Raw genomic sequence first — 22,475 nt, forward strand, 5'->3', positions numbered from 1 at the left:
GCTGAGGGCGGTCAGGGGCGGCGGGCCGCGACGAGCTGGTTCACGCGTCCGCGCAGATTCTTGCCGGAGAGTGGTTTGTACACGATGTCGTCTGCGCCCACCAGCTTGGCGTGGTCCCGCGTCTGATCGTCGTCGAAGCCGGTCAGCAGCAGCACGGGGGTGTCGCGCAGCCGCTTGACCCGCTTAACCCGCGAGCAGATCTCGAAGCCGTCCATGTGCGGCATCTTGATGTCCAGCAGCATGACGTCCGGGGTGTGGTCGCGCAGGTAGTCCAGCGCCGCCTTGCCGTCGGGCACCGCCACGATCTCGTGTCCATCGGCGGACAGAATGACTTCCAGCATGGTGCGGATGGCTGGCTCATCGTCGGCGACGAGGATCGTATACGGCATATGTCGGGCATGATAGTGCAGGCCGCATGAAAAAAAGAGAACCGAACGGGTTTTGCCCCTCCTGTCTGGCGCAATTGCCGTTCCCCTCACCGCGCTGGCTGAGGACAGCCTGTTAGTGTCTGTGGTTGGTATGACGGCCCCGACGATAGCGACCACCAACCCCACCACGCCCCCCACTGGCGAGCGCGTGCTGTGCGCCATGTCTGGTGGCGTGGACAGCAGCGTGACGGCGGCGCTGCTCAAGGACGCCGGTTACCATGTCGTAGGCGCGATGATGCGCTTCTGGCCCGACGACAAGCGCACGGACACCTTCGACAGCTGCTGCTCGCCCGACGCCGCCTACGAGGCCCGCCGCGTGGCCGAGCAGGTGGGTGTGCCGTTCTACCTGCTGGACTACCGCGAACAGTTCCAGCGGCACATCGTCGGCCCCTTTATCGAGGAGTACGCCCACGGACGCACGCCCAACCCCTGCGTGAACTGCAACACCAAGGTCAAATTCGACGAGCTGGTCAAGAAAGCGAAGATGCTGGGCTGCCGTTACGTGGCGACCGGTCACTACGTCAAGCGCGTGGACAACGGTGAGAGGGTTGAATTCCACCGCGGCGATGATCCGCGCAAAGATCAGACGTATTTCCTGTGGGGCACGCCGCGCGACGCCCTGCCGTACATCCTGTTCCCGGTGGGCGAGCTGGAAAAGCCCCGCGTGCGCGAGATTGCTGAGGAACGTGGTCTGCTGACCGCGCGCAAGCCCGAGAGCCAGAACATCTGCTTCGTGCCGGGCAAGGTGCAGGACTTTGTCGCCGAACACCTGCCGCAGGCCACCGGATTCATCCGCGAAATCGCCACGGGCGAGATCGTGGGCGATCACCTGGGCACGCAGTTCTACACGCTGGGCCAGAAGCGGGGGATGGGGCTGTACCAGTCGCACAAGGTGCGCCACATCGTTCACCTGGACCCGGCCACCAACACGGTCTGGGTCGGCGATTACGACGACTGCCTGTGGAGCGGCCTGAGGGCGTCGGAGGCCAATTACCTGTGCGATCTGGCAGAGTTGCCGCAGGAGGTGGAGGTCCAGGTGCGCTACCGCACGAAGCCGGTGCGCGCCACGGTGCTGCGCGCCGACGAACACGGCTTCGAGTTGCAGTTCCACGAGCCGCAGTTCGCTGTCGCACCTGGCCAGAGCGCTGTGCTTTACAGCGGCCCGCGACTGCTGGGCGGCGGACTGATCAATGACCACGCACGGCACCTGCCAGCACTCTGAGAAAAGAAAAAGTGAGGGGTCCAAAGAGTCTGCAATGGCTCTCTAGACCCCTGACCTTTAGTGCCGTTACCCCTTGACACTCCCCGCCAGCAGACCGCGCACGAAGTACCGGCCCAGCACGATGTACACGAGCAGGGTGGGCAGTGCCGCCAGAATGGCCCCGGCCATCGGCAGGTTCCACGACACCGCCTGTCCACCGGCCAGCTGCGACAGTGCGTAGGTCACAGGCTGGCTGCCCGTGTTGGTCAGGGTGGCGGCGAACAGGAATTCGTTCCAGACCTGTGTGAACTGCCAGATGATCACCACCACGAAGCCAGGGATGCTGATCGGGAAAATCACGCGGGCGTAGATCTCCCAGAAGCCCGCACCGTCAATCGTGGCGGCCTCCACCAGCGCGTCCGGCACGTCGGCGTAGAAGTTGCGGAAGATCAGCGTCGTGATGGGAATGCCGTAGACCACATGGGCCAGGATCAGCCCCCAGATGCTGCCGTACAACCCCAGCGCCTTGATGAACTGGAACAGCGGGATCAGCACTGCCTGGTACGGAATGAACATGCCGAACAGCATCAGCGCGAACAGGGTATTGGCCCCACGGAAGCGCCACTTGCTGAGCGCGTAGCCGTTCAGACTGCCCAGCAGAGCGCTCAGGAGCGTGGCGACAACGGCCAGAAACAGGCTGTTGAGCATGTTGCCGCCCACCTTGTCCCAGGCCTCGGAGAAGCTGGCCCAGTTGAGCTGCGCGGGCCAGTACCAGGCAGTGGCCAGTTCGATGGACTCGGGGGTTTTGAGAGCGGTGGCGAACACCAGATAGATGGGAATCAGAAAGAAGAGCGCGGCAACGATCAGCAGAAAATAGGTCAATACCCGCCCTGCCCCACCCACTCGCCGGGGGGGGGCTGCGACGGTCGGCTGTGGAACGGCAGTCATGGAAGCCTCCGGAACATCGAAAGAAGCGGCTTAGGGGCCACAGCCACCGGCCAGTCACGGGCCGCCCTCATGCGTGGCCCTCCTCGCCCCTGAACTGATTGGCCAGATACGGCACGATCACGAAGGCCACCAGGATCAGCAAGATGGTGCCGATCGCGGCTCCCAGCGCAAACTGGTTCTGGCGGAAACTGGTCAGGTACATGTTCAGCGCCGGGACGCTGGCAGCGACGTTGTCGGGGCCAGCCATCGCGTAGACCAGATCGAAGATCTTAAGGCTGATGTGCCCCAGGATGATCATGGCGCTCAGGGTAATGGGCGACAGCAGCGGGAAGATGACGTGGCGGTACATCTGAGAGTCGTTCGAGCCGTCCACCTTCGCCGCCTCGCGCAGCTCCTCGGGAATGCCGCGTAGCCCGGCCAGATACAGCGCCATGGTGTAACCGCTCATCTGCCACACAGCAGCGATGATGATGCCGATGATGGCGAAGTTGAAGCCGTGCAGTTCCGGCGTGGGCAACATCTTGACGCGTGGGCCGATCAACACCGCCCACCCGATCAGCAGCGCCGCACACACGGCAGCCACCAGCATGCGGGCGCGGTTGACCTCGCGGGCGGCGCGCACGGCCACCACGATCAGCACCACGCCCACCACCGACGCGGTGATCAGCGGCAGGGCGTTCCAGTCGAACTTCAGCGCGGAGTCGTTGCTGCTCAACCACGCGAAGGTGGAAGGCTGGCCGCCCAGCAACGTGGGGGCCTGGTTCACGCCGCCCTGTGGCTGCAGCATCCAGCGCCAGATGGTGCCGGTCACGATGAAAGACAGGCTCATGGGAAACAGGAAGATGGTGCGCCACAGTCCCTCACCTTTGGGGTTGCGGTCCAGCACCAGCGCCAAGCCCAGGCCCACACCCAGGCAGCCCAGAATAAAGAAGAGAGTGAAAAACAGCGTGTTCACCAGCTCCTGCCGGAAGCGGCCCTGCAGGAAGCCGCCGAACAGCTCAGAATAATTTTGCAGGCCCACCCAGCGGATAATCGGGTTCAGCGCCAGCGCCTGCGCCGGATCGTTGCCCCAGTCGGTCAGGCTGACGTAGATCGTGCGCCCGATAAAGTAGTACACGAAAATGCCGATCAGCAGAATGCTGGGGGTCAGCACAGCGATGGCCCACAGGCGGTCTTTGCTCAGGCGTTTCACAGTGGAAGGCCTCCTTTTGTGGGAACGCAGGAAACGGTACGCGGTACGCAGTCCTCACACCGCGTACCGCGCACCGCCCTCTGCGGCTCCCGGGTTGTTACTTGCCGAAGCCCGAGCGAACGGCCAGCGCCTGCGCGGCGGCGGCGGCCCCGGCGCTGTTCCTGGTGGCGACGAACTGATCGATCACGGCCCCGAAGGCGCTGGTGAAGGTCTCGGGCGCGACGGCGCCGTGGGCCATGCTGCCGACGATCTTGCTGTTCTTCCAGTCGGTGGCGGCGCTGCGCGAGTAGGTGTTGTACTTGCTCAGGTCACTGTCGATGCGGGCGGCGATGCTGCCCTTGAGGGGGTTGAAGGTGTCCTGACCTGCTTTGCTGCCCAGCAGCTTGAGCCAGTTGATGGCCTCGGCGCGGTCCTTGACCCCTTTGGGCAGTCCGAAGGAGTCGGCCAGCATCACGAAGGTCTTGGAGGTGCCCGGCGCGGTGGCCCAGGCGAAGCCCTTGCCGGGGGCCAGCTTCTTGGTGGTGGTGAAGTACCCGGCAGCCCAGTCGCCCATGATGTTGAAAGCACTCTGGCCGCTGACGATCCGGTCACTGGCCTGCTGCCAGCTCAGGCCGCTGGCGTCCTTGTTGGCACAATCCATGACCTTGCCAAAGGTGGTAAACGCCCCCACGACCTTGGGATCGGTGAACTTGAGCTTGCCCGCCCACAGGTTTTCCCAGTTCTGGGTGCCCAGCGTGCCGATCATCACGTTCTCCCACAGGTGCTGCTGGGTCCAGTTCTCGCCTACCACCAGTGGCGCGGCCACGCCCTTCTTCTTCAGGGTGGCGCAGGTGCTGATGAATTCGGGCCAGGTCTTGGGCACGCTCACGCCCCAGGCCTTGAGCTTATCGGGGTTGTACCACATGACGTTGCTGCGGTGAACGTTGACGGGCACGCTCCAGATGCCGCCCTTGGAGCTGATCAGCTTGACCACATCGGCGGGGAACGCCTTGGTCCAGCCCTCGGATTTGAACAGGCTGCTCAGATCTTCCATGCGCCCGGCCACCACCCAGGTGCCGATGAGTTCCTGTCCGGCGTGCACCTGGAAGGAATCAGGGGGAGTACCGCCCAGCATGCGGGTCTTGAGCACAGCCCGCGCGTTGGTTCCCGCGCCGCCCGTGACCGTCGCATTGTCCACGGCCACGCTTGGGTACTTCTCCTTGTACAGCTTGACCAGGGCTTCAAGGGCCGGACCCTCGTCGCCGGCCCACCACGAGAAGATTTCCAGCTTCCCGGCGGCCAGGGCGCTGGTGGTGGTGGCGAGGGCGGCGGCGATCAGAAAGGCTTTTTTGAGGGATGACGTCTTCACGGGTGCTTTGCTCATGTGTTCCTCCGGGGAGAATAGGGATGGGACCGAGGGGGCGACGGATGCGGGGTGTAAACCGCAGAAACGGCAGGGGGCGCACGGCTTGCCGCGTCCTGTGCCAGGGGGGTGGCCTCTGCCACCGGCTGTCCCGCGCGCCGCGCAATGCTGTACAGCAGCGGCAAACCGCGTGGCGTCAACAGGTGATCAACCATCATGGCGCCGGCTCCCAGCACGCCCACCTCTGCGCCCAGCGTCCCCAGGGCAATGTGGGCGCGGGCGGCATTGATGTGCATGGTGCGCCCCACGGCGCTGGCACGCACGGCGTCCAGGAAAACCTCGCCCGCCAGTGCCAGACGGCCCCCGATCACCACCGCCTGTGGATTGAACAGGTTGAGCACGGTGCTGACCGCCACCCCCACATGATGCCCGGTGGTTTCCCACACGGCGCGGGCCAGCGGGTCGTGGGCCGCGTGCGTCAGCAGGTCCTGCAGGCTGGCCGGATCGGGCAACCGGGTTTGGAGGCCTGTGGCCCGCAGCTGCGCGGCCAGTGCCGGCACCACCTGCGCGGCGGCGTAGCTTTCCAGACTGCCCGGATTTCCACTGCGGCCCACCGGTCCCTGCTCGTTGATGCTGATGTGCCCGATCTCGCCAGCCCCGCCACGCACGCCCCGGTGAAGCTGCCCACCCAGCAAAATGCCAGCGCCAATCCCGGTGGCCACCTTGATGTAGATCAGGTCACTCAGGCCCGCGTGGGCGCCAAAACGGGATTCCGCCAGTGCGCCCAGATTGGCGTCGTTGTCCACCAGCACCGGCAGCGCCACCAGCCGGCCCAGTTCAGCGGCGATATTCTCGCTGTCCCAGCCCGGCATGTTCGGCGGCTGAACCACACAGCCCGTATCGTGGTCTACCGGGCCAGGGACGCCGATGCCCAACAGTGCGATCTGGCTGCGGTCGATTCGGGTCTCGAGAAGCAGCTGCTCCAGCAGTCCGGCAAGCAGGCTGTACGTCGCGCCAGGACCCCGCGTGATGTCATGCGCCACGGTGCGCGTGCCCAACGTGCGGCAGCGCAGATCCAGCAGATCCATCCGCGCGTGACTGGCGCCCAGATCAACGGCCAGCAGCGCCGCAGCGCAGGCCTTGAGCCGCAGCAGGGTCGCGCGGCGGCCCACACTGCCGTCCTCACGCTGCCCCACTTCCTGCACCAGGCCCGCCGCCAGCAACTCGTTGACGATGTTGCCGGTGGCGCTGCGGGACAGACGCAACTCGTGAGCCAGATCTACCCGCGCGCGGTCCGCATCCCACAGCAGCGCCAGCAGCATCAGCGTGTGCCTGACGCGGATGGCTGCCTGATCAAGGGGGGCGGGAGCAGAGCACATAGCAACAAACCTCATACGGACTCCGGGGGCAAGGTTGACACATCAACCTGAACTCCGAGCCGACGTCAGGGCGGGGAAATCTGGGGCAGGAACACAGCGGATTGTGAGCGGCAGATGGAAACAGGACCATCCTGCACCTGCCCTATTGATTTGTCAACTGAGCGAATTAATGCCTGCGGCTCTTACCAGTGTGAATTCCATCACAGGACGTCGCGGCTCTCGCCCTGGTGTCGGATGGATTCCGGTAAGTAGGTTGATCCGTCAATTTGAACTCCGGGCGGACCTGCAAAGCCACGCTGCGGAGTGAACAGGAGAAGCAAGCAATTGGGGCGGCCCTCTCGTCTCAGAGGGCCACAAGTCGCGGTTGGATTGCGCCTTCCCGTTTACGTGTCTGCCCTCTCCTCTGCCCCATGGCCCTCTGGACGCAGCAGCGGGAACAGCAACACGTCGCGGATGCTGTCCGAGTCGGTCAGCAGCATGGCCAGCCGGTCCATGCCCATGCCCATGCCTGCCGCCGGGGGCATGCCGTATTCCAGCGCCAGCAGGAAGTCCTCGTCCTGCTCGTGGGCCTCGTCGTCCCCGGCGTCCCGCCGCGCGCTCTGTGCCTCGAAGCGGGCACGCTGATCCAGGGCGTCGTTCAGCTCGGAGTAGATCGGGGCCAGTTCGAAGCCGGCCACGAACAGATCGGCGCGCTCGCTCAGGTCGGGGCGGCTGCGGTGCGCCTTGACCAGTGGGCTGATCGCCAGCGGCACGTCCGCGACGAAGGTGGGCTGGATCAGGCTGTCTTCCACGTACTCGCCGAACAGTTTGTCCAGCAGCTTGTAATCCGGAACCTTGCGGAGTTCGGGGTGCTTCGCGTCGGTCCATTCGCGCAACCGGGCAAGGTCCGTCGGCTCGAAGTCCAGCCCTGCCGCCTCCTTGAGGGCGGTCACGAAATCCAGTCGCTTGAAGGGCAGCGCAAAGCTGATCTCGTGGCCCCCGTAGGTCAGCTTGTCGGACCCAGTGACCTCCTGAACCAACCCGGAGAGCATCTCCTCCACCAGCCGCATCATGTCCTGGTAGTCGCCGTAAGCAAAATAGGCTTCCAGCATGGTGAATTCGGGATTATGGGTGCGGTCCACGCCCTCGTTGCGGTAGTTGCGGCCAATCTCGTAAACGCGCTCGAAGCCGCCCACCAGGAGCCGCTTGAGGTACAGCTCCAGACTGATCCGCAGGCTGAAATCGTGCGACAGCGCGTTGTGGTGCGTCTTGAAAGGCTTGGCCTCGGTGCCGCCCGCCACGACCTGCAGCGTCGGCCCTTCTACCTCCATGAACTCGCGCTCGTCCAGAAAATTGCGGATGTAGCGGATGGCGCGCGAGCGGGTCCGGAAGGCCGCGCGGCGCTCGGGATTGATCATCAGATCCAGGTAGCGGCGGCGGGCGCGCAGTTCCTCATCCTGCAAGCCGTGAAACTTGCTGGGCAGTGGGTGCAGGCTCTTGACGAGGGGCTGCCAGGAGGTCACCCGCAGGGTCAGTTGCCCGGTGCGGGTCACGAAGGGCACGCCGCGCACGCCGATGATGTCGCCCAGGTCGATCTTTTTGGTGGGATCGAAGTTCTCGGTTTCCTGCCTGGAAAGATGCAGTTGCAGGCTGCCGTGTTCGTCGGTCAGGTCGGCGAAGGCCGCCTTGCCCATGTGCCGCAGCAGCGTGACTCGCCCGGCCAGCGCGTAGGTTTCTTCCGGCCACTCCTGACCGGCCTCCAGCTCACCGGGATGTGCCGCTAGCACGTCGCGGGTGGAGTGCGTGCGCGGATACGAGTACGGCGACGCCTCGAAACCCGCTGCCACCTGCGCGTCCAGGTTGTTCAGGCGGCTGACGGTCTGCTCGTGCAGGTTGTCGGGACGCGGCGGCGCGGCGCGGACAGCGGTGGGGGCAGGCGTGGCGGGAACATCAGACATGTGGGCGAGTATAGACGCCGCTGTGGAGGCCCACTGCGAGGAGCAGAGAGTTTGTGACCTCGCCTTCAGCTCCCTTCCCAGACGCAGGCCAATACTCCACCCATGAAACTGAGCGACGATCTGCTGATCCTGGAACTGACCACCGATTTCGGGACGGGCCCCAGCATTCTCCATGCTGCCCTGATCCTGGATTCGCAGGCCGGGCATACCCTGGTGGACACTGGCGTTCCCGGAATGGAGGGCGCGATTGAGGAGGCGCTGGCCGAGGTTGGCGCAACCCTAAAGGACATCCGGCAGGTGATCGTCACGCACCACGATCTGGACCACATTGGCAGTCTGGAAGCGGTGGTCAGAGCCAGCAGCGCGCAGGTCTGGGCCTCGGCACGCGAGACGCCCTTTATTCAGGGCGAGGAATGGCCCCAGAAAATGCCGCCGCAGAATCAGGTGGCCGCCCTGCTGGCCGATCCGCAGACGCCGCCCCACGTCCGCGCACGCCTGAGCCTGCCGCGGGTGGCCGTCAAAGTGGACCGCGCCCTGCAAGACGGCGAGGAACTGCCCCTGGCCGGAGGCGTACGTGTGATCATGACGCCGGGCCACACCCCCGGCCACCTGAGTCTATTCCTGGAGCGCACGGGAGCGCTGATCACGGGCGACGCCCTGACCTCGGACGCGGGGCAACTGCGCTCCCCAAGCGAACGGGTCACCCCGGACATGCACACGGCAGGGCAGTCGGTGGAAAAAATGGCCGGACTGGACGTGCAGACCATCGTGACCTACCACGGCGGCGTGGTCTATGAGGACGCGAACGGTCAACTGGCACGGGTGGCGTCGGAGATGACGGGCAGCTGAAAGGAAGGGCAGGGGCAGAGGGTGCGTGGTAACACCCTCTGCCCCTTAGTCCACGCCCTCAGTAATCGATGCTCTTGACCTTGTATTTCATCTGCTTGCCGTTGTCCAGATTGACCACGAAGGCCTCGCCCTTCTTGCGGCCCATCAGTTCCTTGCCCACCGGGCTGTCCTCACTCACGCGTGGCAGGCTGCCGCCCGTGACAGTGGCTTCCGGGGCGCTGACGACCATGACCTTCGTCTCTTTCTTAGTGGTCTCGTTGCTCAGGACCACGATGGCTCCGAGTTCCACCCGGCCGTCGTTCTCATGGTCCTCGATAATGGTGGCCAGGCTCAGGGTGTCTTCGAGCTCATCGATGCGCGCCTCAATGTTCATCTTCTCGCGCTTGGCGTCTTCCAGGCCGGTGTCCTCGCTGTCGGCACTGGTTTCCATCTGCTCCTGCAGGATGCGGGTGGCCTCCGCGAGGCGGGCCTGTTCCTGTCCCAGGGCGCGTTGCAGGCGCTCGTAGCCTTCACGGGTCAGTTTGACTGTCTTGGTCGCTTGCGTCATTGTGGGTCCTCCGTTACGCCGCTGGCCTTGGCCTGCGGGAGTGGAATAAATCGACGAATGTGAGAAGTAGCGCGCATTGTGGCATACCCCCTGCCAAGTGGCAATTCATGGTCATGCTGCGGACGGAGAAGCTGAGGCCGGACGGGTCACGCGCAGGGTTCCCCAGACCACCGCCACCAGCGCGGCGGCCAGCCCTGCCAGGGTCAGTGGAATGGCCTCCTGGCCGAAACGCGCCGCCAGCACGCCCAGCCCGTAAGGCGCCACGATGCCGCCCACGCTGCCGGATGTCAGCAGGAAGGGCACCCAGCGCGCGGGCAGGCTGCGGGTGGTCCACACCAGTGTGGTGCCGAACACCGGCCCCAGCGCCAGCCCCGCCAGAATGTACGCGGCGGGGGCCAGCGCCGCCTGGGTGGCCGCCAGTCCGCACAGGACCGTCAGTGCCGTGCAGACCAGCACCAGGCGTTCCGGACGCACCCGCGCGCCCAACAGGCCCGTCAGCACGCGGGCCACGGTCATGCCGCCCCAGTACCCCGCGACAATTACGGCAAACGAGGTGTAGCCCAGGCTTTGCAGGTGACGGCCCGCCCACGCACCGAAGCCCACCTCCAGGCCCACGTAACACGCGAGCAACACCAGGAAAAAGCCCACCTGCACCCCGGCCCGGCCCGGCCCGGGCGGCAGCGCCTGCTCGCGCATAGCCGGAAACCCCCAGATCCGCGCGCTCAGGAGCGTCAGGCCGCACAGCGCGGCGACGGTCAGGAAGGGGACCGACAGGTTGCCCCCGGCCCCGGCCACCAGCAGCGGCGACAGGATGCTCCCCAAACCGAAGACCGCGTTGACCAGATTCACCGCCCGCGTCCCAATACTGGCGTAAGCCGCGTTGAGGCCGCCGCTGACACCGCCCAGGCCAAAGCCGCCCAGCAGCGCCCCAGCAATGGCCAGCGGCCAGCTGGGAGCCAGCGCCACCAGCGTGACCCCCAGGGCCAGCATCAGCAGCGCGGCCACCACCACCCGGCGCAAGGTGAAGCGGATCAGCAAAATCCCCACCAACGGCGGGGCCAGCGCTGAGCCCACGAAATGCGCGCTGGCGATGAGCCCTACCCCCGCCGTGGACACCCCGAAGCGATCCTGAAACAGCGTGAAGGCCGGGCCGTACATCGCCTGAATCACGCCCAGCGTAAAAAATGCCGCCGTGCCCGCCGCCAGCAGAACCATCGTCAGCGGCGGCGAAGGGGGGGTGTGGTGGGCAGTCATAGGGGAATCACAGGGCCATCACGGGGGAGAAGGTAGCACGGCCCGCCCGCGCCCCTGCGCTTCTCTACTTGGGCAGCGCCACCAAGCTGATCATCCAGTGGCCGTCCTTGCCACCCGGCCCCCACCAGTAGCCGACGCTGGGACCAAGCATGCTAGGCAACGCAGAACTCCGCAGGAAGATGTCGCCGACCACCGAGGTGGTATCGCCAGTCCAGTTGCGGGCCACCCGGCTACGGACCGCCCCCAGCCGCAAGGCCGTCTCCGGGCCGGCCAGACGGTAGGTCACCGCGAAATTGCTCGCCTGCACCCGGCCCAGACCGAAGTCACCGATAGGTACGCTGCCCGCCACCCCGCGCTCCAGGTGTGACGCTTCCAACACCAATCCCGGCAGGGGCGAGTAATTGGCACTCAGGTTGAGATCGAAGCTGGCCTGGGCGTCCATCTGCAGGGGGAAGGTATACAGTCGCCCTGTCAGTCCCACCGCCGTGTTCAGCTTGCCAAAGGACCGGGGGGCGAAGTTACTGACTTCCGAGTAGCTGTAGGTGGCGTCGATGCCCGACACGGCGGCCAGACCCACTGCATTAAGGATCCGGAACCGCCCATCATTCTCGGTGTGGCTGTAGCCGAGGGCAAAACGCGACAGCGCCCCCTTGCCCTGGACCAGCCCGGTCCACTGGAAGCCGGACGGCAGGTACTGACTCATCTCGGCCCTGGGAACGCCGCCGAACACGCCCACCGAGACGCTGAGGTTGCCTATCTGTGTGCCCAGGCCGTAATTGAGCGCTGTGGGCGTCTTGACCAGCGTGACACGCAGGTCCGCCGCGATCGGCACCGGCAGATAGCGGGCCCCGTAGCCGTCCGTGTTGGAGGCCACCACCTCCATACGATCGAAGCGGTTGAAATAGCCGGAAGGGAATTTCAGACCGAACAGCGAGTTGTTGGCTGGCGCGGCCTGTGCTCCGGCAACGGAAACGACCCCCAGGCTCAGCAGACAGGTACCGAGCAACGTGCAGGAGACGCGGGACCGCAGAGCGGCGAAGGTTTTGAACATGGGGCGGTGAAGGCTCACCTCCCCATCTTGCCGAATTTCTATTTCGGCTGCATGACACCTTGCGTGCTCCGGGCGCAAAAGCTCACAGCCAGCTGCTGGATCATTCGTCAGAACAGCGGCCCCCTTGTGGCCCAAAGGCGTAAAGAAAGTTCAGCGGTTCCCTCAGGGAATAACAGTGTCAGGAAGAGATTTCCGCCGCATCACCCAGACGAAGACTTTAAACCCGGATATTTACCACGGTGACCCCGTGCCCACCCTGGTTGGGTTCGGCGTCGTGGAAGGATTCCACCTTCTTGTCGTTCTTGAGGTACTCACGCAGCAAGCGGCGCAGCACCCCCTGACCCTTACCGTGGACCACCCGCAGCGGCGTTTCTTTAAGCGCAGAAGCTTCCAGGATGGCCGTCCGCAGTTCCTCGACGGCTTCCTCCACCCCCAGGCCGCGCAGTTGCAGCTCGGCAGCAAAGTTGTTGGGCGTGGTGCCCGCAAACGCCGTACGCTGGCCGCGGCTTTTTGGGGTCGTGACCTTAGGTTCGGGACGCAGCCTCACGTCGCGCCGCTTGACGCCCACCTTCATGACACCCAACTGCACCACCAGATCGTCGCCCCGCAGTTCCAGAACCTGGCCCCCGGCGTTATAGGCCGGCACATCCACCATGTTGCCCACCCGGATCGGATCACCGCGTTCCTCGCGCACGGCGGGGGCGGGACGAGCCTTCTGGGCGGCGGTTCGCAGCTCGCGCAGTTCCTGCATCACGCGGGGGCGGGCGCTGTCCTCCTGGGCGCGCGCACGCAGTGTCCGGACACGCTCCACTGCGTCTGCGTACAGGGATTCGGCCTTCTGCGCCGCCTCGGCCAGCATTTCGTTGCGGCGAAGGTCCAAAGTCTCGCGCTCCTGACGGACGCGGCCCAGTTCGGCCTCGGCCTCACGGCGGGCGGAGGCGGTGCCCTCAAGCTGAGCCGCCAGTTCGGCCCGTTCGCGTTCCAAGCCCTCCAACATCCGTTCCATGATCCCGGCGTCCTCGCCCAGCAGCGAGGTGGCCCGCTCCAGCACCTCTTCGGGCAGGCCCATGCGCTGGGCTATCGCCAGGGCGTAGCTGCGGCCCGGCTGGCCCACCTGCAGGGCGTAGGTGGGGGCCAGCGTCTCCAGATCGAAGCCCATGCTGGCATTCTTAAGACCGGGGGTTTCCAGCGCAAACAGCTTCAGCGGCGACAGGTGAGAGGTCACGATGCCGCGCGCGTCCTGCGCCAGCAGCGTCTCGATGATGCTCTGCGAAAGGGCGGCCCCCTCGTTGGGATCGGTGCCGCTACCCAGCTCGTCCACCAGCACCAGGGTGTCCGGCGAGGCGTAACGCAGCACGTAGCGCAGGTGCTTGAGGTGAGAGGCAAAGGTACTCAGGGACGCCTCAATGCTCTGCTCGTCGCCGATGTCCACCAGGACGTCGCTAACGATAGGGAGTTTGGCGCTGGCAGCGCCCACGTACAGCCCACACTGGTGCATTAGCACGGCCAGTCCCAGCGTTTTGAGGGTGGCCGTCTTGCCCCCCATGTTGGGGCCGGTGATCAGCAGCACCTTGGTGTCGCCCAGTTGAATATCGTTGGGAACAGGGTTATCGATCAGCGGGTGGCGCGCCTCACGCAGGTCATATGTGCCGTCCGTCACGGCTTCCGGGCGGTTCAATCGCCAGTCGCGGGCCAGCCGGGCGCGGGCGGCAATCAGATCCAGCTCGCCGACCGTGGTCAGGGTCATCGGCACGTCGGCGTCGGCGGCCAGCAGGCCCGACAGCTCGATCAGGATGCGGCGAACTTCGGCCTCCTCGTCAAGAATCAGGCGGGTCAGCTCGTTGTTCAGCTGCGTCACCGCGGCCGGTTCCACGAAGTAGGTCTGGCCTGTCGCGGAAGCGTCCACAATGATGCCCTGAACCTGCCCCACCCGGCTGGCCTGCACCGGCAGCACGTAGCGGTCCCGGCGAATGGTGACGATGTTCTCCTGAAGAATGTCGGCCCATTTTTCCAGCGTGGCTGCCAGCCGCTCGCGGATGCGCCCCCGGAGCGGCTCAATGCGTTTGCGCAGGTCGCGCAGGCGGTGGCTGGCGTCGTCGCGGACGCCGCCGTCGCGGTCCAGGGCCGACAGGACGCGGCGAATCAGTTCGGAGTGTTCGCCCAGGCCCAGCGCCACCTCGCGCAGCGGCCCGCGCGAATTGGCGTTGATGGCCCGCTTGACGGTCATCGCGCCGTCCAGCGAGTAGGCGGCGGTCAGCAACTCCTGGCCGCTCAGGACCCGGCCCTCCTGCGTGCGGGCGTGCAATTCACGGATGTCCTGAATGCCGCCCAGGCTCAGGCTGACGCCGAACAGGGCGTCTTCCACTTCATCGAGTTCGCACGCAATCCGACCCGGATCGGCGGAAGGAGACAGACTACGTGCCCGCTCCGCGCCCAGCGAGGTACTGCTGCGCTCCGCGAGGGCTTCACGAATACGGGGAAAATCCAGGGCGGTCAGGGCGCGGGCATCGAACGGCATCTCACTGGGGAGCATAACAACGCGGGGGGGGGAAAATCGTGCGCGTTGTGGCTTAGGCCAGCACAACGCGCTTTACCATGCCGTCATGAAACTGGTCTAGGCACTGATCGAACGCGCCGACCTGCAAAAACGCGCCGCTCAGCTTGAGGAACGGATCGTGCGGAACATGCTGGTGCACGAAGGCGAGGAACCCGCCGAGAATCTACAACAGTTGCTCTGAGAGTTCATGGCCGTGACATGCTGGACCTGTGCGCCGCGCCGCAGATATTGTCTCACAGCGGCAGACGCGCTACAGCAACAGCGAGGTACAAATTCTGCCGGTCATCCTCAGCCGCGACTTGCAAAAACAGGTGGAGCGCTGGCAAAGGCCGCCGGGAACTGGAGACAGAGACTCAGCAGGCCAACCCGTTGACCGAACTGCCCGCATAGGCCGCCATAACGGCGGGGGCGCACCTGCGCGGGTGGAAACCTACCTCATAGCAGGGAAAAGGCTGCGCCTTGTGTAGACGGACAGGGCGGCATCTGGGGTTTGGCTCCCCAACCCCTCACCGGGCATTCTCAGCACCTAACACCTCTGAGACCGCCCATTTCACCTTCCTACGGCTTCGACGGACAGCGCCCCATGCACGCCCCTTCTCCGGAAGTGGCATCGTGGTTTTTCAGGTCTTCAAGCGCTCCACCAAGCTGAAAGGCCCCCCCCGGATCTCGTCTGCCCCCGGCGCACGCCCCAGCCGCAGCAATTCTTCAAAGGCGGCGAGATCCTGATCCATGCCCATGCCGCTGGCGGCCACCGCTTCGCCCTCCTTGAAAGCGAATTCAATGAATTTCAGCTCGTCCGGGTTGCCCCAGATGTGGGTGTCGTCCAGGCTCGCGGCGTGACCCACGTAGCGCAGGCTCTTGCCGTACTGCTGGGTCCAGAAAAAGGGCACCCGCCGATTCATGGGCTCCAGATCGGGGGATTCCAGAATGCTCTGAGCGGCGGTCATACCCTCCTGCAGGGCCACGCGCCAGTGCTCCACGCGCATCTCGCCCAGCGCGGTGGGTGCCAGGGCAATGTCTCCCACGGCATAGACGTTCGGCGCGGCCTGCAAGTGGGCGTCCACCGGCACGGCTCCCTTCTGATTGGCGAGATCAGCCAGCAGATCAGAATTGGGGCTCACGCCGATGCCCAGCAGGATCAGGTCGGCGTTGATCCGCTCGCCACTCTTCAGGCGCACCGCCTCGGCCTTCTCCGAACCCTCTATGGCCTGGACCTCTGCGTCCAGATGGAACTTCACGCTCTGATCCTGGTGCAATTGGCGGAGGGCGCGGCCCACCCTCGGGGTAACGGCACGGCTCATGATCTCGGCGTCCTGCCCGATCACCGTGACCGATCTGGCCCCCTCGATCAGGCTGGACGCCGCTTCCAGCCCGATGAAGCTGGAGCCGATGATGACGATGTCCTTGTCCTGCGCCGCAGCTTTCAACCGTTGAGCGTCATGGAGGGAGCGCAGTTGATACTGTCCGTCCAACTCCGCGCCGGGAAGGTCCAGGGTGTGGGGTGTTGCGCCGGTCGCCACAATGACTGCATCAAAACCCAGAGCCTCGCCGTCCAGATGCACTGTGCGGGCGGCCCGGTCCACCTCCGTGACCTTTGTACCCTCGCGCAGATCGATCTGATGGTGCTTGGCCCAGTCGGCACCGCCCAGCGGTAACCCATCGGCGGGCTTTTTACCACTCAAATACGCCTTGCTGAGCGCGGTGCGGTCATAGGGAGCGCGGTGTTCGGCAGTCAGCAGGGTGACCCTGCCCGCGTAACCGCCGTCGCGCAGCGTCTGCGCCGCCATGAAGCCGGAGGCACCGCCGCCGATGATCACGGTGTGGTGACCTTCGTGCTTGGGCTGGGGAGGCTGAGCTTTGATCTCGTCGTTCAGATCGACGCTTACATCCTCGCCGTCGCGCTGGACCCGGTACTGTTTCAGACCTTCGAGCGCGGGCGGTTCAATCAGGGAACCGTTGTCCGCGTGGAAAGTCGCGTGGTGCCAGGGACAAACGATGCGAGAGCCGCAGCGCACACCGTCGCCTAGATTGGCCCCGGCGTGCGGACAGATGCCCTCGAAGGCGCGAAAGTCGTCGCCGTCGCGGGTCACGAGAATTTTCTGATCGCCCACCTCAAAGGTGTGCATGCCACCGTCCTGCACGTCGCCGGGCTTGAATTTCAGGCTCATGGTCTGCCCTCCGTTGTTTGAAGGAGAGCCACGACCGCTTCCGGCTGCTCCAGGGGAATCAAATGGCCACTGCCCTGAAGAGGAAGTGCTCTTGCCTCCGGCAGTCGCGCCAGCACCTCTGAGCGGATGGTGGTGCGCGAAATGGCAGGGTCATCCTCCGAATACAGGACCGTGATGGGCAGCCTCAGGCCGTGCAGCTCTCCAGAAATGTCCTCCCGACTGCCCACGTCCGTCCAGGCGGTCCAGGCCTCGCAGCTGGCACGCAGACCGTCCTGAATCAGTTGCTCGAAATCCTGCTCGGGGATGGGCTGGCGGGTGATGTCCTGGTACTGCGCGCCCAGAGCAGCGGGCGTCCCGTAAGCCGCGCGCAGCGTGGCGCGGCCCTCCGGTGTCATCGGCTCAGGGGTGGGCGGTGAGGGCGCGAGTAGGAACAGTTCGGACACCAGCCCGGGATCCCGGGCAGCCAGGAGCAGGGCCACCTTGCCGCCCATCGAATGCGCTGCTATACGGTAGGGCGCGTCTCCCGACTCGCGCAGCATGTTCGCCAGCGCCCGCGCCCCGTCCCCCACCGTCTGTCCGGCCCGGCCCATCTCCGCCGCGTCGCCAAAACCGGGAAGGTCCACCGCCCTCGCCTCCACATCCTTCAGCACCCGCCGCCAGACGTGGCGTGAGGTGCCGAAGCCGTGGACGAGAACAGTGGCCGTCACCTGGGGCCCGTTCGCATCTCAGGCCCTCCCGGCGAAATCCTGGCTGGGCAGCGAACCCCGGAAGGCGTCCTTTTTCCCTTCCCCCTCCAGCTTGATGGGCTGGCCCTCACGCGCGGACTGGTAGATGGCGGCCATCAGCCTTTGATCCTGCAGGCCCTCCTCGCCGGGGGTGAACGGCTCGCGGTCTTCCGCGATGCAGGCCGAGAAATGGTCAATTTCCAGCGCGAACTGATCGGTTTCGGGCAGGCGGTGTTCGGTGAGGGTTGCGGGCGTCTGAACGTTCAGGCGCAGGTTGGTGTAGTCGAAGGCCGGGTCCAGCGTCAGGCGGGCCTCGGCTCCGAATACATCCAGCGTGCGGGCCTGCGCCGTGCCGTAGGAGCATGAACAGTGGGCGATCACGCCGCTGGGGAAGGTCATCTGCCACGCCACCGTTTCCTCCACCTCCTTGAAGCGCGCGTCACCCGGCGTGCTGAAGGTCTGGGCGTAGATGGACGACGGTTCCTCGGCCAGCAGGAAACGGATGGTGTTCAGGCAATACAGGCCCACATCCAGCAATGAGCCGCCACCCGCCAGTTTGTCCTTGAGGCGCCACTGGCCCTCGTCCGGCTCCACCTGCACATTGACGGAGTGAATCAGCTTGATGGGTCCCAGATCGCCGTTCTGGATCAGGTCACGCGCCCGCCAATGGTGTGGGGTGTACTGGCAGCGGTAGGCGGTCATCAATTTGACGCCGTGTTCGGCGCAGACCCTCACCATCGCCTCGGCGTCTTCGGGATTCGCCGCCAGCGGCTTCTCGCACAGCACATGCTTGCCGATTTTTGCGGCCCGCTCGGTGTATTCGCGGTGCAGGCTGTTGGGGAGCACGATATAGACCGCGTGCACGTCGTCACGGGCCTGAAGTTCCTCGAAGCGGTCATAGTCGTAGGCGTCCGCGTCGGTCAGGCCGTAAGCCCGGGCCGCCGCCACCGCTTTCTCGTGGTCATCGCTGACAACCGCCGCCAGTCTGGAGCGCTGACCCACCGCGAAGGCGGGCAGCAGTTCGTCAATGGTCAGTGTGCCAACCCCCAGCACGGCGTACCCAATCTGCTCCTTCCGGGGCTCAGGCAGGGGTTGAAGATCTTTGCGTTCGGCAGCGTTTTGCTTGGTCATGGAACTCCTTGGGGTGCACGGTGGCTCGGAGGGGTGTCTGAGATTCACATTTCAACGCAACCGGCGCGTTCAGTGACTTCAGACTCGCTTTAACTCTTTCAGCAGCGCGTCCGCTGTCCGCAGGCTCAGGGCCATCTGGGTCAGCGCGGGATTGACGCTCAGAGAGCTGGGATAGGTGGAATTGTCGCAGATCCACAGGTTTTCAATGTCGTGGGTGCGGCCAGAAGGATTGACCACACTGGTTTCGGGGTCCGCGCCCATGCGGGCCGTCCCCAGCGTGTGCGCGGCGCGCGGCAGCGCCCACACGTCGCGCGCGCCAATCCGGTCCCACAGGTCACGCATCAGCGCCTCGGCGTGATCGGCCATCTTCCGCTCGTTCTCGCCGAAGGAAAAGTGAACGCGCGGCTTGGGCAGCCCGCGCCCGTCGAGTTCGTCGGACAGTTCCAGATAATTGTGCTCGGAGGGCAGGCACTCGCCCAGCATGTTGATTCCGGCGACGTGGCGGTAGCCGCTCAGGTGCCGCACCAGTTCGGGCCCCCACTGGTGCGTTCCACGGGCGTACTGGACGGCGTAGGTCACGGGCATCACGCCCAGCGACTGCAGCAGGTAGCCGCCAATCAACCCCGGCACGCGGTGCGTATCCTCGCTGATCAGGCCGCCGGGAATGCCCCTGTAGGGTCGCAGATCGTCTTCTACCTGCCCCCAGACCTGCACGCCCACATGCGCCATGAAATTGCGCCCCACCTGTCCGCTGCTGTTGGCTAGGCCGTTCATCAGCAACAGGCGCGGCGTCTCCACGGCTCCGGCAGCAAGGATGACCGTCTTTGCGCCGAGGTGTTCAACCTCTCCCCCACGCATGAATTCTGCGCCGGTCACGCGTCCGTCCTTCATGGTCAGGGCCGTGGCCTGCGCGCCGTCCACGATGCGCGCACCGTGCGCCTCGGCCAACGCCAGGAAGGTCACGTCCATGCTGGCCTTCGCGCCCACGGAACAGCCCGCCTGGCAAAAACCCCGGTTGGTGCAGGCATGGCGGATGCCGTAGCCGGGTTGATCCTGCGGACGGCTGAGGGCAGCGTTGGCTGCGGGCGAGGTGCGCAGACCGATCTCGGCGCAGGCACGCGCCATCAGCCGCGCGGCCCCATTCAGCGGCAGCGGCGGGTGGCGGTAGGCCCGCCTGCGTGGCGGCCCCCACGGATACTCGGCAGGGCCGGAAACGCCCAGAAAAAACTCCAGCTCATCGTAATACGGCTCCAGATCAGCAAATTCCAGCGGCCAGTCCTGCCCTACCCCGAACTCGGTTCGCAATTTGAGGTCGTCGGCCTGGGCACGCGGGGTATAAGCGGTGTAGTGCAGGGTGCTGCCCCCCACGCCGCGCCCACTGTTGTTGCGCCCAAAGGACACCGGATTCTGGCCCGCTGACAACCGCTCATCCATCCAGAAAATCCCCGCCTGGGCGATCTCATCGGTGGCGATGCCCCCCGGGGGATGCCGCACCCCGGCCTCCAGCGCGGCCACCCTCAATCCGGCCTGTGCCAACCGCGCCAGCAGCGGTGCTCCGCCTGCACCGGTGCCGATGACCAGCACGTCCAGATCAGTGGGCAGGAGGTCAGCGGGGACCATACGCTTCCTCCTGGGCCTCCAGTTCGTTCGGGCCGGCGTACAGCCAGTTCAGCGCGTCCGCGAAGCCCACGTAGCCGAAGCGGTACTGCGTCAACGGATGAGCCATGAAGGCTTCGGTCAGCTCGGCCAGCAGGTCTTCAAAAGCGTGAGGATGGGAAATCCCCACAGCATGAATGGCTGCGTCCTGGGCCACGCTTTCCAAGGTCTCAAATCCAGCTGGCAGGGCGCTCAGCAGCGCCTGATACGCCTCCCCATCCGGCGGCGCGGCGTCGTAGCGCCAGCCGTCGCCCACGCCAGAGTGCAGACGGTGATCGACCGTCCCGGTCAGGTCCATCTCGTCGGGATCGTGGGGAACAAGACGAATGGCCACAGCCCTGAGCACGGCAAATTCTGCCTCATCAAAAAATTGCCGTTCATAGCGTGCGTCCAGGCGTTCCACCAATGCCCGTCGCGTCGGTTCCGTGACAGACGCCGAATTCAGCAGGGCGAGGATGGCGTTTCTTTCCCCCGGCGTCATGGGAGGAGCTTCTGACCAGCAGTCGTGTTGAACATCCCGGCAGTCTATGAAGGCGGTCTTCGCGCTCATGGGTGAATGCCTACGGGGTCGTCTTTAGAAAGTGTCAACAGTACGGGAAAGAAAAAGCCCTCTCCCACGCGGAGAGGGCTGGAAAGGAGACTCCCTTAGCGTCCGGCCAGAAAGCTCCAGATAGCCGGGTTCGCCACCCAGCTGTACCACACGTTCGGCAGGATGCCCAGCACCGTGATGCCCGCCACGCCCAGCCCCACCGTGAAGGTGGTGGGGAAGCGCTGGCCGTGCGCGTATTCGCGCGCCGGGGTGCGGTCGGGCATGAACATCAGCATGGCGGGGCGCAGGTAGTACACCAGCGCGGCCACACTGGTGATGGCGGCCAGCACACTGATCCAGACATAGCCGTTCTGGAAGGCGGCCTGGAAGGCCAGGTACTTGCCGAAGAAGCCCGCAAAGGGCGGCAGGCCCGCCAGCGACGCCAGGCACACCGACAGCGCGATGGCGTAGCCCGGATGGCGGTAGTACAGCCCGCGCATATCGTTGATCTCGAAGCCCGCCTCGGTGCGTTGCAGGGCCGCCACCACGGCCGCCGCCGCGCCAGTCATCAGGGTATAGACCAGCAGATAGTAACCCAGCGCCGCGCCGCCCAGTTCCGGGGTGCCCAGCAGGCACATCGCCAGGAAGCCGGTGTGGGCCACCGCCGAATATGCCAGCATGCGCTTGAAATTGGTCTGGAACAGCGCCGCCGTGTTGCCGATGATCAGTGTTGCCGCCGTCAGGATCTGCAAGGTGCTGGCCCAGCCGGGAGCGTCCGTCAGCGCGCCGCCGAACACCCGCAGCATGCCGGCAAAGGCGGCCACCTTGACCACGGTGCTCAGGAAAAGGAAGGTGGTGGTGGGCGCGCCGCTATACACGTCCGGCGTCCACTGGTGAAAGGGCACCAGGGCGATCTTGAAGCCGAAGCCGGCCAGCAGCAGCAGACTGCCGCCCACCAGAATCCCCACGTTCTCGGGGGTCAGGTTGCTCACACTGCCTACCCTGGCGGCAATGGCGGCGTAATTCAGGCTGCCTGTGGCGCCGTACACGAAGGCGATCCCGTAGATCAGGATGGCGCTGCCGACCGCGCCCAGCAGGAAGTACTTCAGGCCCGATTCCTCGGCGCGGCGCGAACCCTGGAAGGTGGCCAGGACATAGCCCGCCAGACTCATGATTTCCAGCCCGATCAGCATGACGATCAGGTCACCGGAAAAGACGATCAGCAGGCAGCCGGTGACCGCGTACATCAGCATGGCGTCGAATTCGGGAAAGGACACCCGCTCGCGCCACGCGGTGTCCAGGGAGACCAGCAGGGTCATCAGGGTGCCCACCAGCACGGTCAGACCCAGCAGGACGGCGGCGTTGTCGGCCTGCAAGCCGCCGGCAAAGGAACTCAGCCCTCCGTTCCACAGGGACACCATGCTCGCGCCTGACAGGAGCACGGCGACGATGTTGATGGCGGTCAGCGTGCGGCGGCCCACCCAGAAGCCCAGCAGCGTGCTGAGGAGTGCGCCGGCCAGCACGAGCAGGATGGGCAGCATGGGCAGAAAGGCGACGTCGGGGGCGACGAGTTGAGGCATA

General features: G+C 65.3%; 19 protein-coding genes. 3 read left to right on the forward strand and 16 right to left on the reverse strand.

What is annotated here, in order from left to right; translation table 11 throughout:
• Window positions 1-11 precede the first annotated feature (11 nt).
• Window positions 12-389 carry a response regulator gene (locus HNQ08_RS11485; protein ID WP_184131827.1) on the reverse strand — a complete coding sequence of 126 codons (378 nt, stop codon included), beginning with the start codon at window positions 387-389 and terminating at the stop codon, window positions 12-14.
• 130 nt (window positions 390-519) lie between these two features.
• On the opposite strand from HNQ08_RS11485, the gene mnmA reads away from it, so the two are divergent.
• Complete coding sequence (gene mnmA, locus HNQ08_RS11490; RefSeq protein WP_184131830.1) at window positions 520-1,650, forward strand: tRNA 2-thiouridine(34) synthase MnmA; 1,131 nt, start codon at window positions 520-522, stop codon at window positions 1,648-1,650.
• Between the two features lie 66 nt (window positions 1,651-1,716).
• On the opposite strand, the gene HNQ08_RS11495 is transcribed toward mnmA, so the two are convergent.
• From HNQ08_RS11495 to lysS, 5 genes are all read right to left on the reverse strand, one after another.
• A complete protein-coding gene (locus tag HNQ08_RS11495) occupies window positions 1,717-2,577 on the reverse strand; it encodes a carbohydrate ABC transporter permease (protein WP_184131833.1) in 861 nt (286 codons plus the stop codon).
• 67 nt (window positions 2,578-2,644) lie between these two features.
• On the reverse strand, window positions 2,645-3,769 hold the full coding sequence (locus HNQ08_RS11500; protein WP_184131836.1) for a carbohydrate ABC transporter permease: 1,125 nt from the start codon (window positions 3,767-3,769) through the stop codon (window positions 2,645-2,647).
• 97 nt (window positions 3,770-3,866) lie between these two features.
• Complete coding sequence (locus HNQ08_RS11505) at window positions 3,867-5,132, reverse strand: ABC transporter substrate-binding protein (RefSeq protein WP_184131851.1); 1,266 nt, start codon at window positions 5,130-5,132, stop codon at window positions 3,867-3,869.
• A complete protein-coding gene (locus HNQ08_RS11510; RefSeq protein WP_229789921.1) occupies window positions 5,129-6,505 on the reverse strand; it encodes an ROK family transcriptional regulator in 1,377 nt (458 codons plus the stop codon). The genes HNQ08_RS11505 and HNQ08_RS11510 overlap by 4 nt, the downstream gene beginning before the upstream one ends.
• A gap of 368 nt (window positions 6,506-6,873) precedes the next feature.
• Entirely contained in the window at window positions 6,874-8,427 is a 1,554-nt protein-coding gene (gene lysS / locus HNQ08_RS11515) for a lysine--tRNA ligase (RefSeq protein ID WP_184131854.1), read from the reverse strand.
• Between the two features lie 102 nt (window positions 8,428-8,529).
• On the opposite strand from lysS, the gene HNQ08_RS11520 reads away from it, so the two are divergent.
• Window positions 8,530-9,276 carry an MBL fold metallo-hydrolase gene (locus tag HNQ08_RS11520; RefSeq protein ID WP_184131857.1) on the forward strand — a complete coding sequence of 249 codons (747 nt, stop codon included), beginning with the start codon at window positions 8,530-8,532 and terminating at the stop codon, window positions 9,274-9,276.
• Between the two features lie 58 nt (window positions 9,277-9,334).
• On the opposite strand, the gene HNQ08_RS11525 is transcribed toward HNQ08_RS11520, so the two are convergent.
• From HNQ08_RS11525 to HNQ08_RS11540, 4 genes are all read right to left on the reverse strand, one after another.
• On the reverse strand, window positions 9,335-9,823 hold the full coding sequence (locus tag HNQ08_RS11525) for a GreA/GreB family elongation factor (RefSeq protein ID WP_184131859.1): 489 nt from the start codon (window positions 9,821-9,823) through the stop codon (window positions 9,335-9,337).
• A gap of 111 nt (window positions 9,824-9,934) precedes the next feature.
• Entirely contained in the window at window positions 9,935-11,077 is a 1,143-nt protein-coding gene (locus HNQ08_RS11530; protein WP_184131862.1) for an MFS transporter, read from the reverse strand.
• 64 nt (window positions 11,078-11,141) lie between these two features.
• Window positions 11,142-12,128, reverse strand: a complete 987-nt coding sequence (locus tag HNQ08_RS11535) for a hypothetical protein (RefSeq protein WP_184131865.1) — start codon at window positions 12,126-12,128, stop codon at window positions 11,142-11,144.
• Between the two features lie 217 nt (window positions 12,129-12,345).
• Window positions 12,346-14,646 carry an endonuclease MutS2 gene (locus HNQ08_RS11540; RefSeq protein WP_184131868.1) on the reverse strand — a complete coding sequence of 767 codons (2,301 nt, stop codon included), beginning with the start codon at window positions 14,644-14,646 and terminating at the stop codon, window positions 12,346-12,348.
• 157 nt (window positions 14,647-14,803) lie between these two features.
• On the opposite strand from HNQ08_RS11540, the gene HNQ08_RS28100 reads away from it, so the two are divergent.
• On the forward strand, window positions 14,804-14,866 hold the full coding sequence (locus tag HNQ08_RS28100) for a hypothetical protein (RefSeq protein ID WP_342355694.1): 63 nt from the start codon (window positions 14,804-14,806) through the stop codon (window positions 14,864-14,866).
• A 439-nt stretch (window positions 14,867-15,305) separates the two neighbouring features.
• Here HNQ08_RS28100 and HNQ08_RS11545 read toward each other — a convergent pair whose 3' ends face one another.
• From HNQ08_RS11545 to HNQ08_RS11570, 6 genes are all read right to left on the reverse strand, one after another.
• Entirely contained in the window at window positions 15,306-16,853 is a 1,548-nt protein-coding gene (locus tag HNQ08_RS11545; RefSeq protein ID WP_184131871.1) for an FAD-dependent oxidoreductase, read from the reverse strand.
• Window positions 16,850-17,560: an alpha/beta fold hydrolase gene (locus tag HNQ08_RS11550; RefSeq protein WP_184131874.1), complete on the reverse strand. Its 711-nt coding sequence runs from the start codon at window positions 17,558-17,560 to the stop codon at window positions 16,850-16,852. Before HNQ08_RS11550 ends, HNQ08_RS11545 begins: the two co-directional genes overlap by 4 nt.
• Before the next feature lie 18 nt (window positions 17,561-17,578).
• Complete coding sequence (locus HNQ08_RS11555; RefSeq protein ID WP_184131877.1) at window positions 17,579-18,709, reverse strand: Gfo/Idh/MocA family protein; 1,131 nt, start codon at window positions 18,707-18,709, stop codon at window positions 17,579-17,581.
• A gap of 78 nt (window positions 18,710-18,787) precedes the next feature.
• Window positions 18,788-20,329, reverse strand: coding sequence for a GMC family oxidoreductase (locus tag HNQ08_RS11560; protein WP_184131880.1), 1,542 nt, complete (start codon window positions 20,327-20,329; stop codon window positions 18,788-18,790).
• Window positions 20,316-20,846, reverse strand: coding sequence for a gluconate 2-dehydrogenase subunit 3 family protein (locus tag HNQ08_RS11565; protein WP_184131883.1), 531 nt, complete (start codon window positions 20,844-20,846; stop codon window positions 20,316-20,318). The genes HNQ08_RS11560 and HNQ08_RS11565 overlap by 14 nt, the downstream gene beginning before the upstream one ends.
• Window positions 20,847-21,010: 164 nt before the next feature.
• Complete coding sequence (locus tag HNQ08_RS11570) at window positions 21,011-22,474, reverse strand: NADH-quinone oxidoreductase subunit N (RefSeq protein ID WP_184131886.1); 1,464 nt, start codon at window positions 22,472-22,474, stop codon at window positions 21,011-21,013.
• Between the last annotated feature and the right edge of the window lies 1 nt (window position 22,475).

The sequence above is a fragment of the Deinococcus humi genome (assembly GCF_014201875.1).
Classification (GTDB): domain Bacteria; phylum Deinococcota; class Deinococci; order Deinococcales; family Deinococcaceae; genus Deinococcus; species Deinococcus humi.

Coding starts and splice junctions, on each gene's coding strand:
- HNQ08_RS11485 (WP_184131827.1), bottom strand. CDS start 389: ATGCCGTATACGATCCTCGTCGCCGACGATGAGCCAGCCATCCGCACC.
- mnmA (WP_184131830.1), top strand. CDS start 520: ATGACGGCCCCGACGATAGCGACCACCAACCCCACCACGCCCCCCACT.
- HNQ08_RS11495 (WP_184131833.1), bottom strand. CDS start 2,577: ATGACTGCCGTTCCACAGCCGACCGTCGCAGCCCCCCCCCGGCGAGTG.
- HNQ08_RS11505 (WP_184131851.1), bottom strand. CDS start 5,132: ATGAGCAAAGCACCCGTGAAGACGTCATCCCTCAAAAAAGCCTTTCTG.
- HNQ08_RS11510 (WP_229789921.1), bottom strand. CDS start 6,505: ATGAGGTTTGTTGCTATGTGCTCTGCTCCCGCCCCCCTTGATCAGGCA.
- lysS (WP_184131854.1), bottom strand. CDS start 8,427: ATGTCTGATGTTCCCGCCACGCCTGCCCCCACCGCTGTCCGCGCCGCG.
- HNQ08_RS11520 (WP_184131857.1), top strand. CDS start 8,530: ATGAAACTGAGCGACGATCTGCTGATCCTGGAACTGACCACCGATTTC.
- HNQ08_RS11525 (WP_184131859.1), bottom strand. CDS start 9,823: ATGACGCAAGCGACCAAGACAGTCAAACTGACCCGTGAAGGCTACGAG.
- HNQ08_RS11530 (WP_184131862.1), bottom strand. CDS start 11,077: ATGACTGCCCACCACACCCCCCCTTCGCCGCCGCTGACGATGGTTCTG.
- HNQ08_RS11535 (WP_184131865.1), bottom strand. CDS start 12,128: ATGTTCAAAACCTTCGCCGCTCTGCGGTCCCGCGTCTCCTGCACGTTG.
- HNQ08_RS11540 (WP_184131868.1), bottom strand. CDS start 14,646: ATGCCGTTCGATGCCCGCGCCCTGACCGCCCTGGATTTTCCCCGTATT.
- HNQ08_RS11545 (WP_184131871.1), bottom strand. CDS start 16,853: ATGAGCCTGAAATTCAAGCCCGGCGACGTGCAGGACGGTGGCATGCAC.
- HNQ08_RS11555 (WP_184131877.1), bottom strand. CDS start 18,709: ATGACCAAGCAAAACGCTGCCGAACGCAAAGATCTTCAACCCCTGCCT.
- HNQ08_RS11560 (WP_184131880.1), bottom strand. CDS start 20,329: ATGGTCCCCGCTGACCTCCTGCCCACTGATCTGGACGTGCTGGTCATC.
- HNQ08_RS11565 (WP_184131883.1), bottom strand. CDS start 20,846: ATGACGCCGGGGGAAAGAAACGCCATCCTCGCCCTGCTGAATTCGGCG.
- HNQ08_RS11570 (WP_184131886.1), bottom strand. CDS start 22,474: ATGCCTCAACTCGTCGCCCCCGACGTCGCCTTTCTGCCCATGCTGCCC.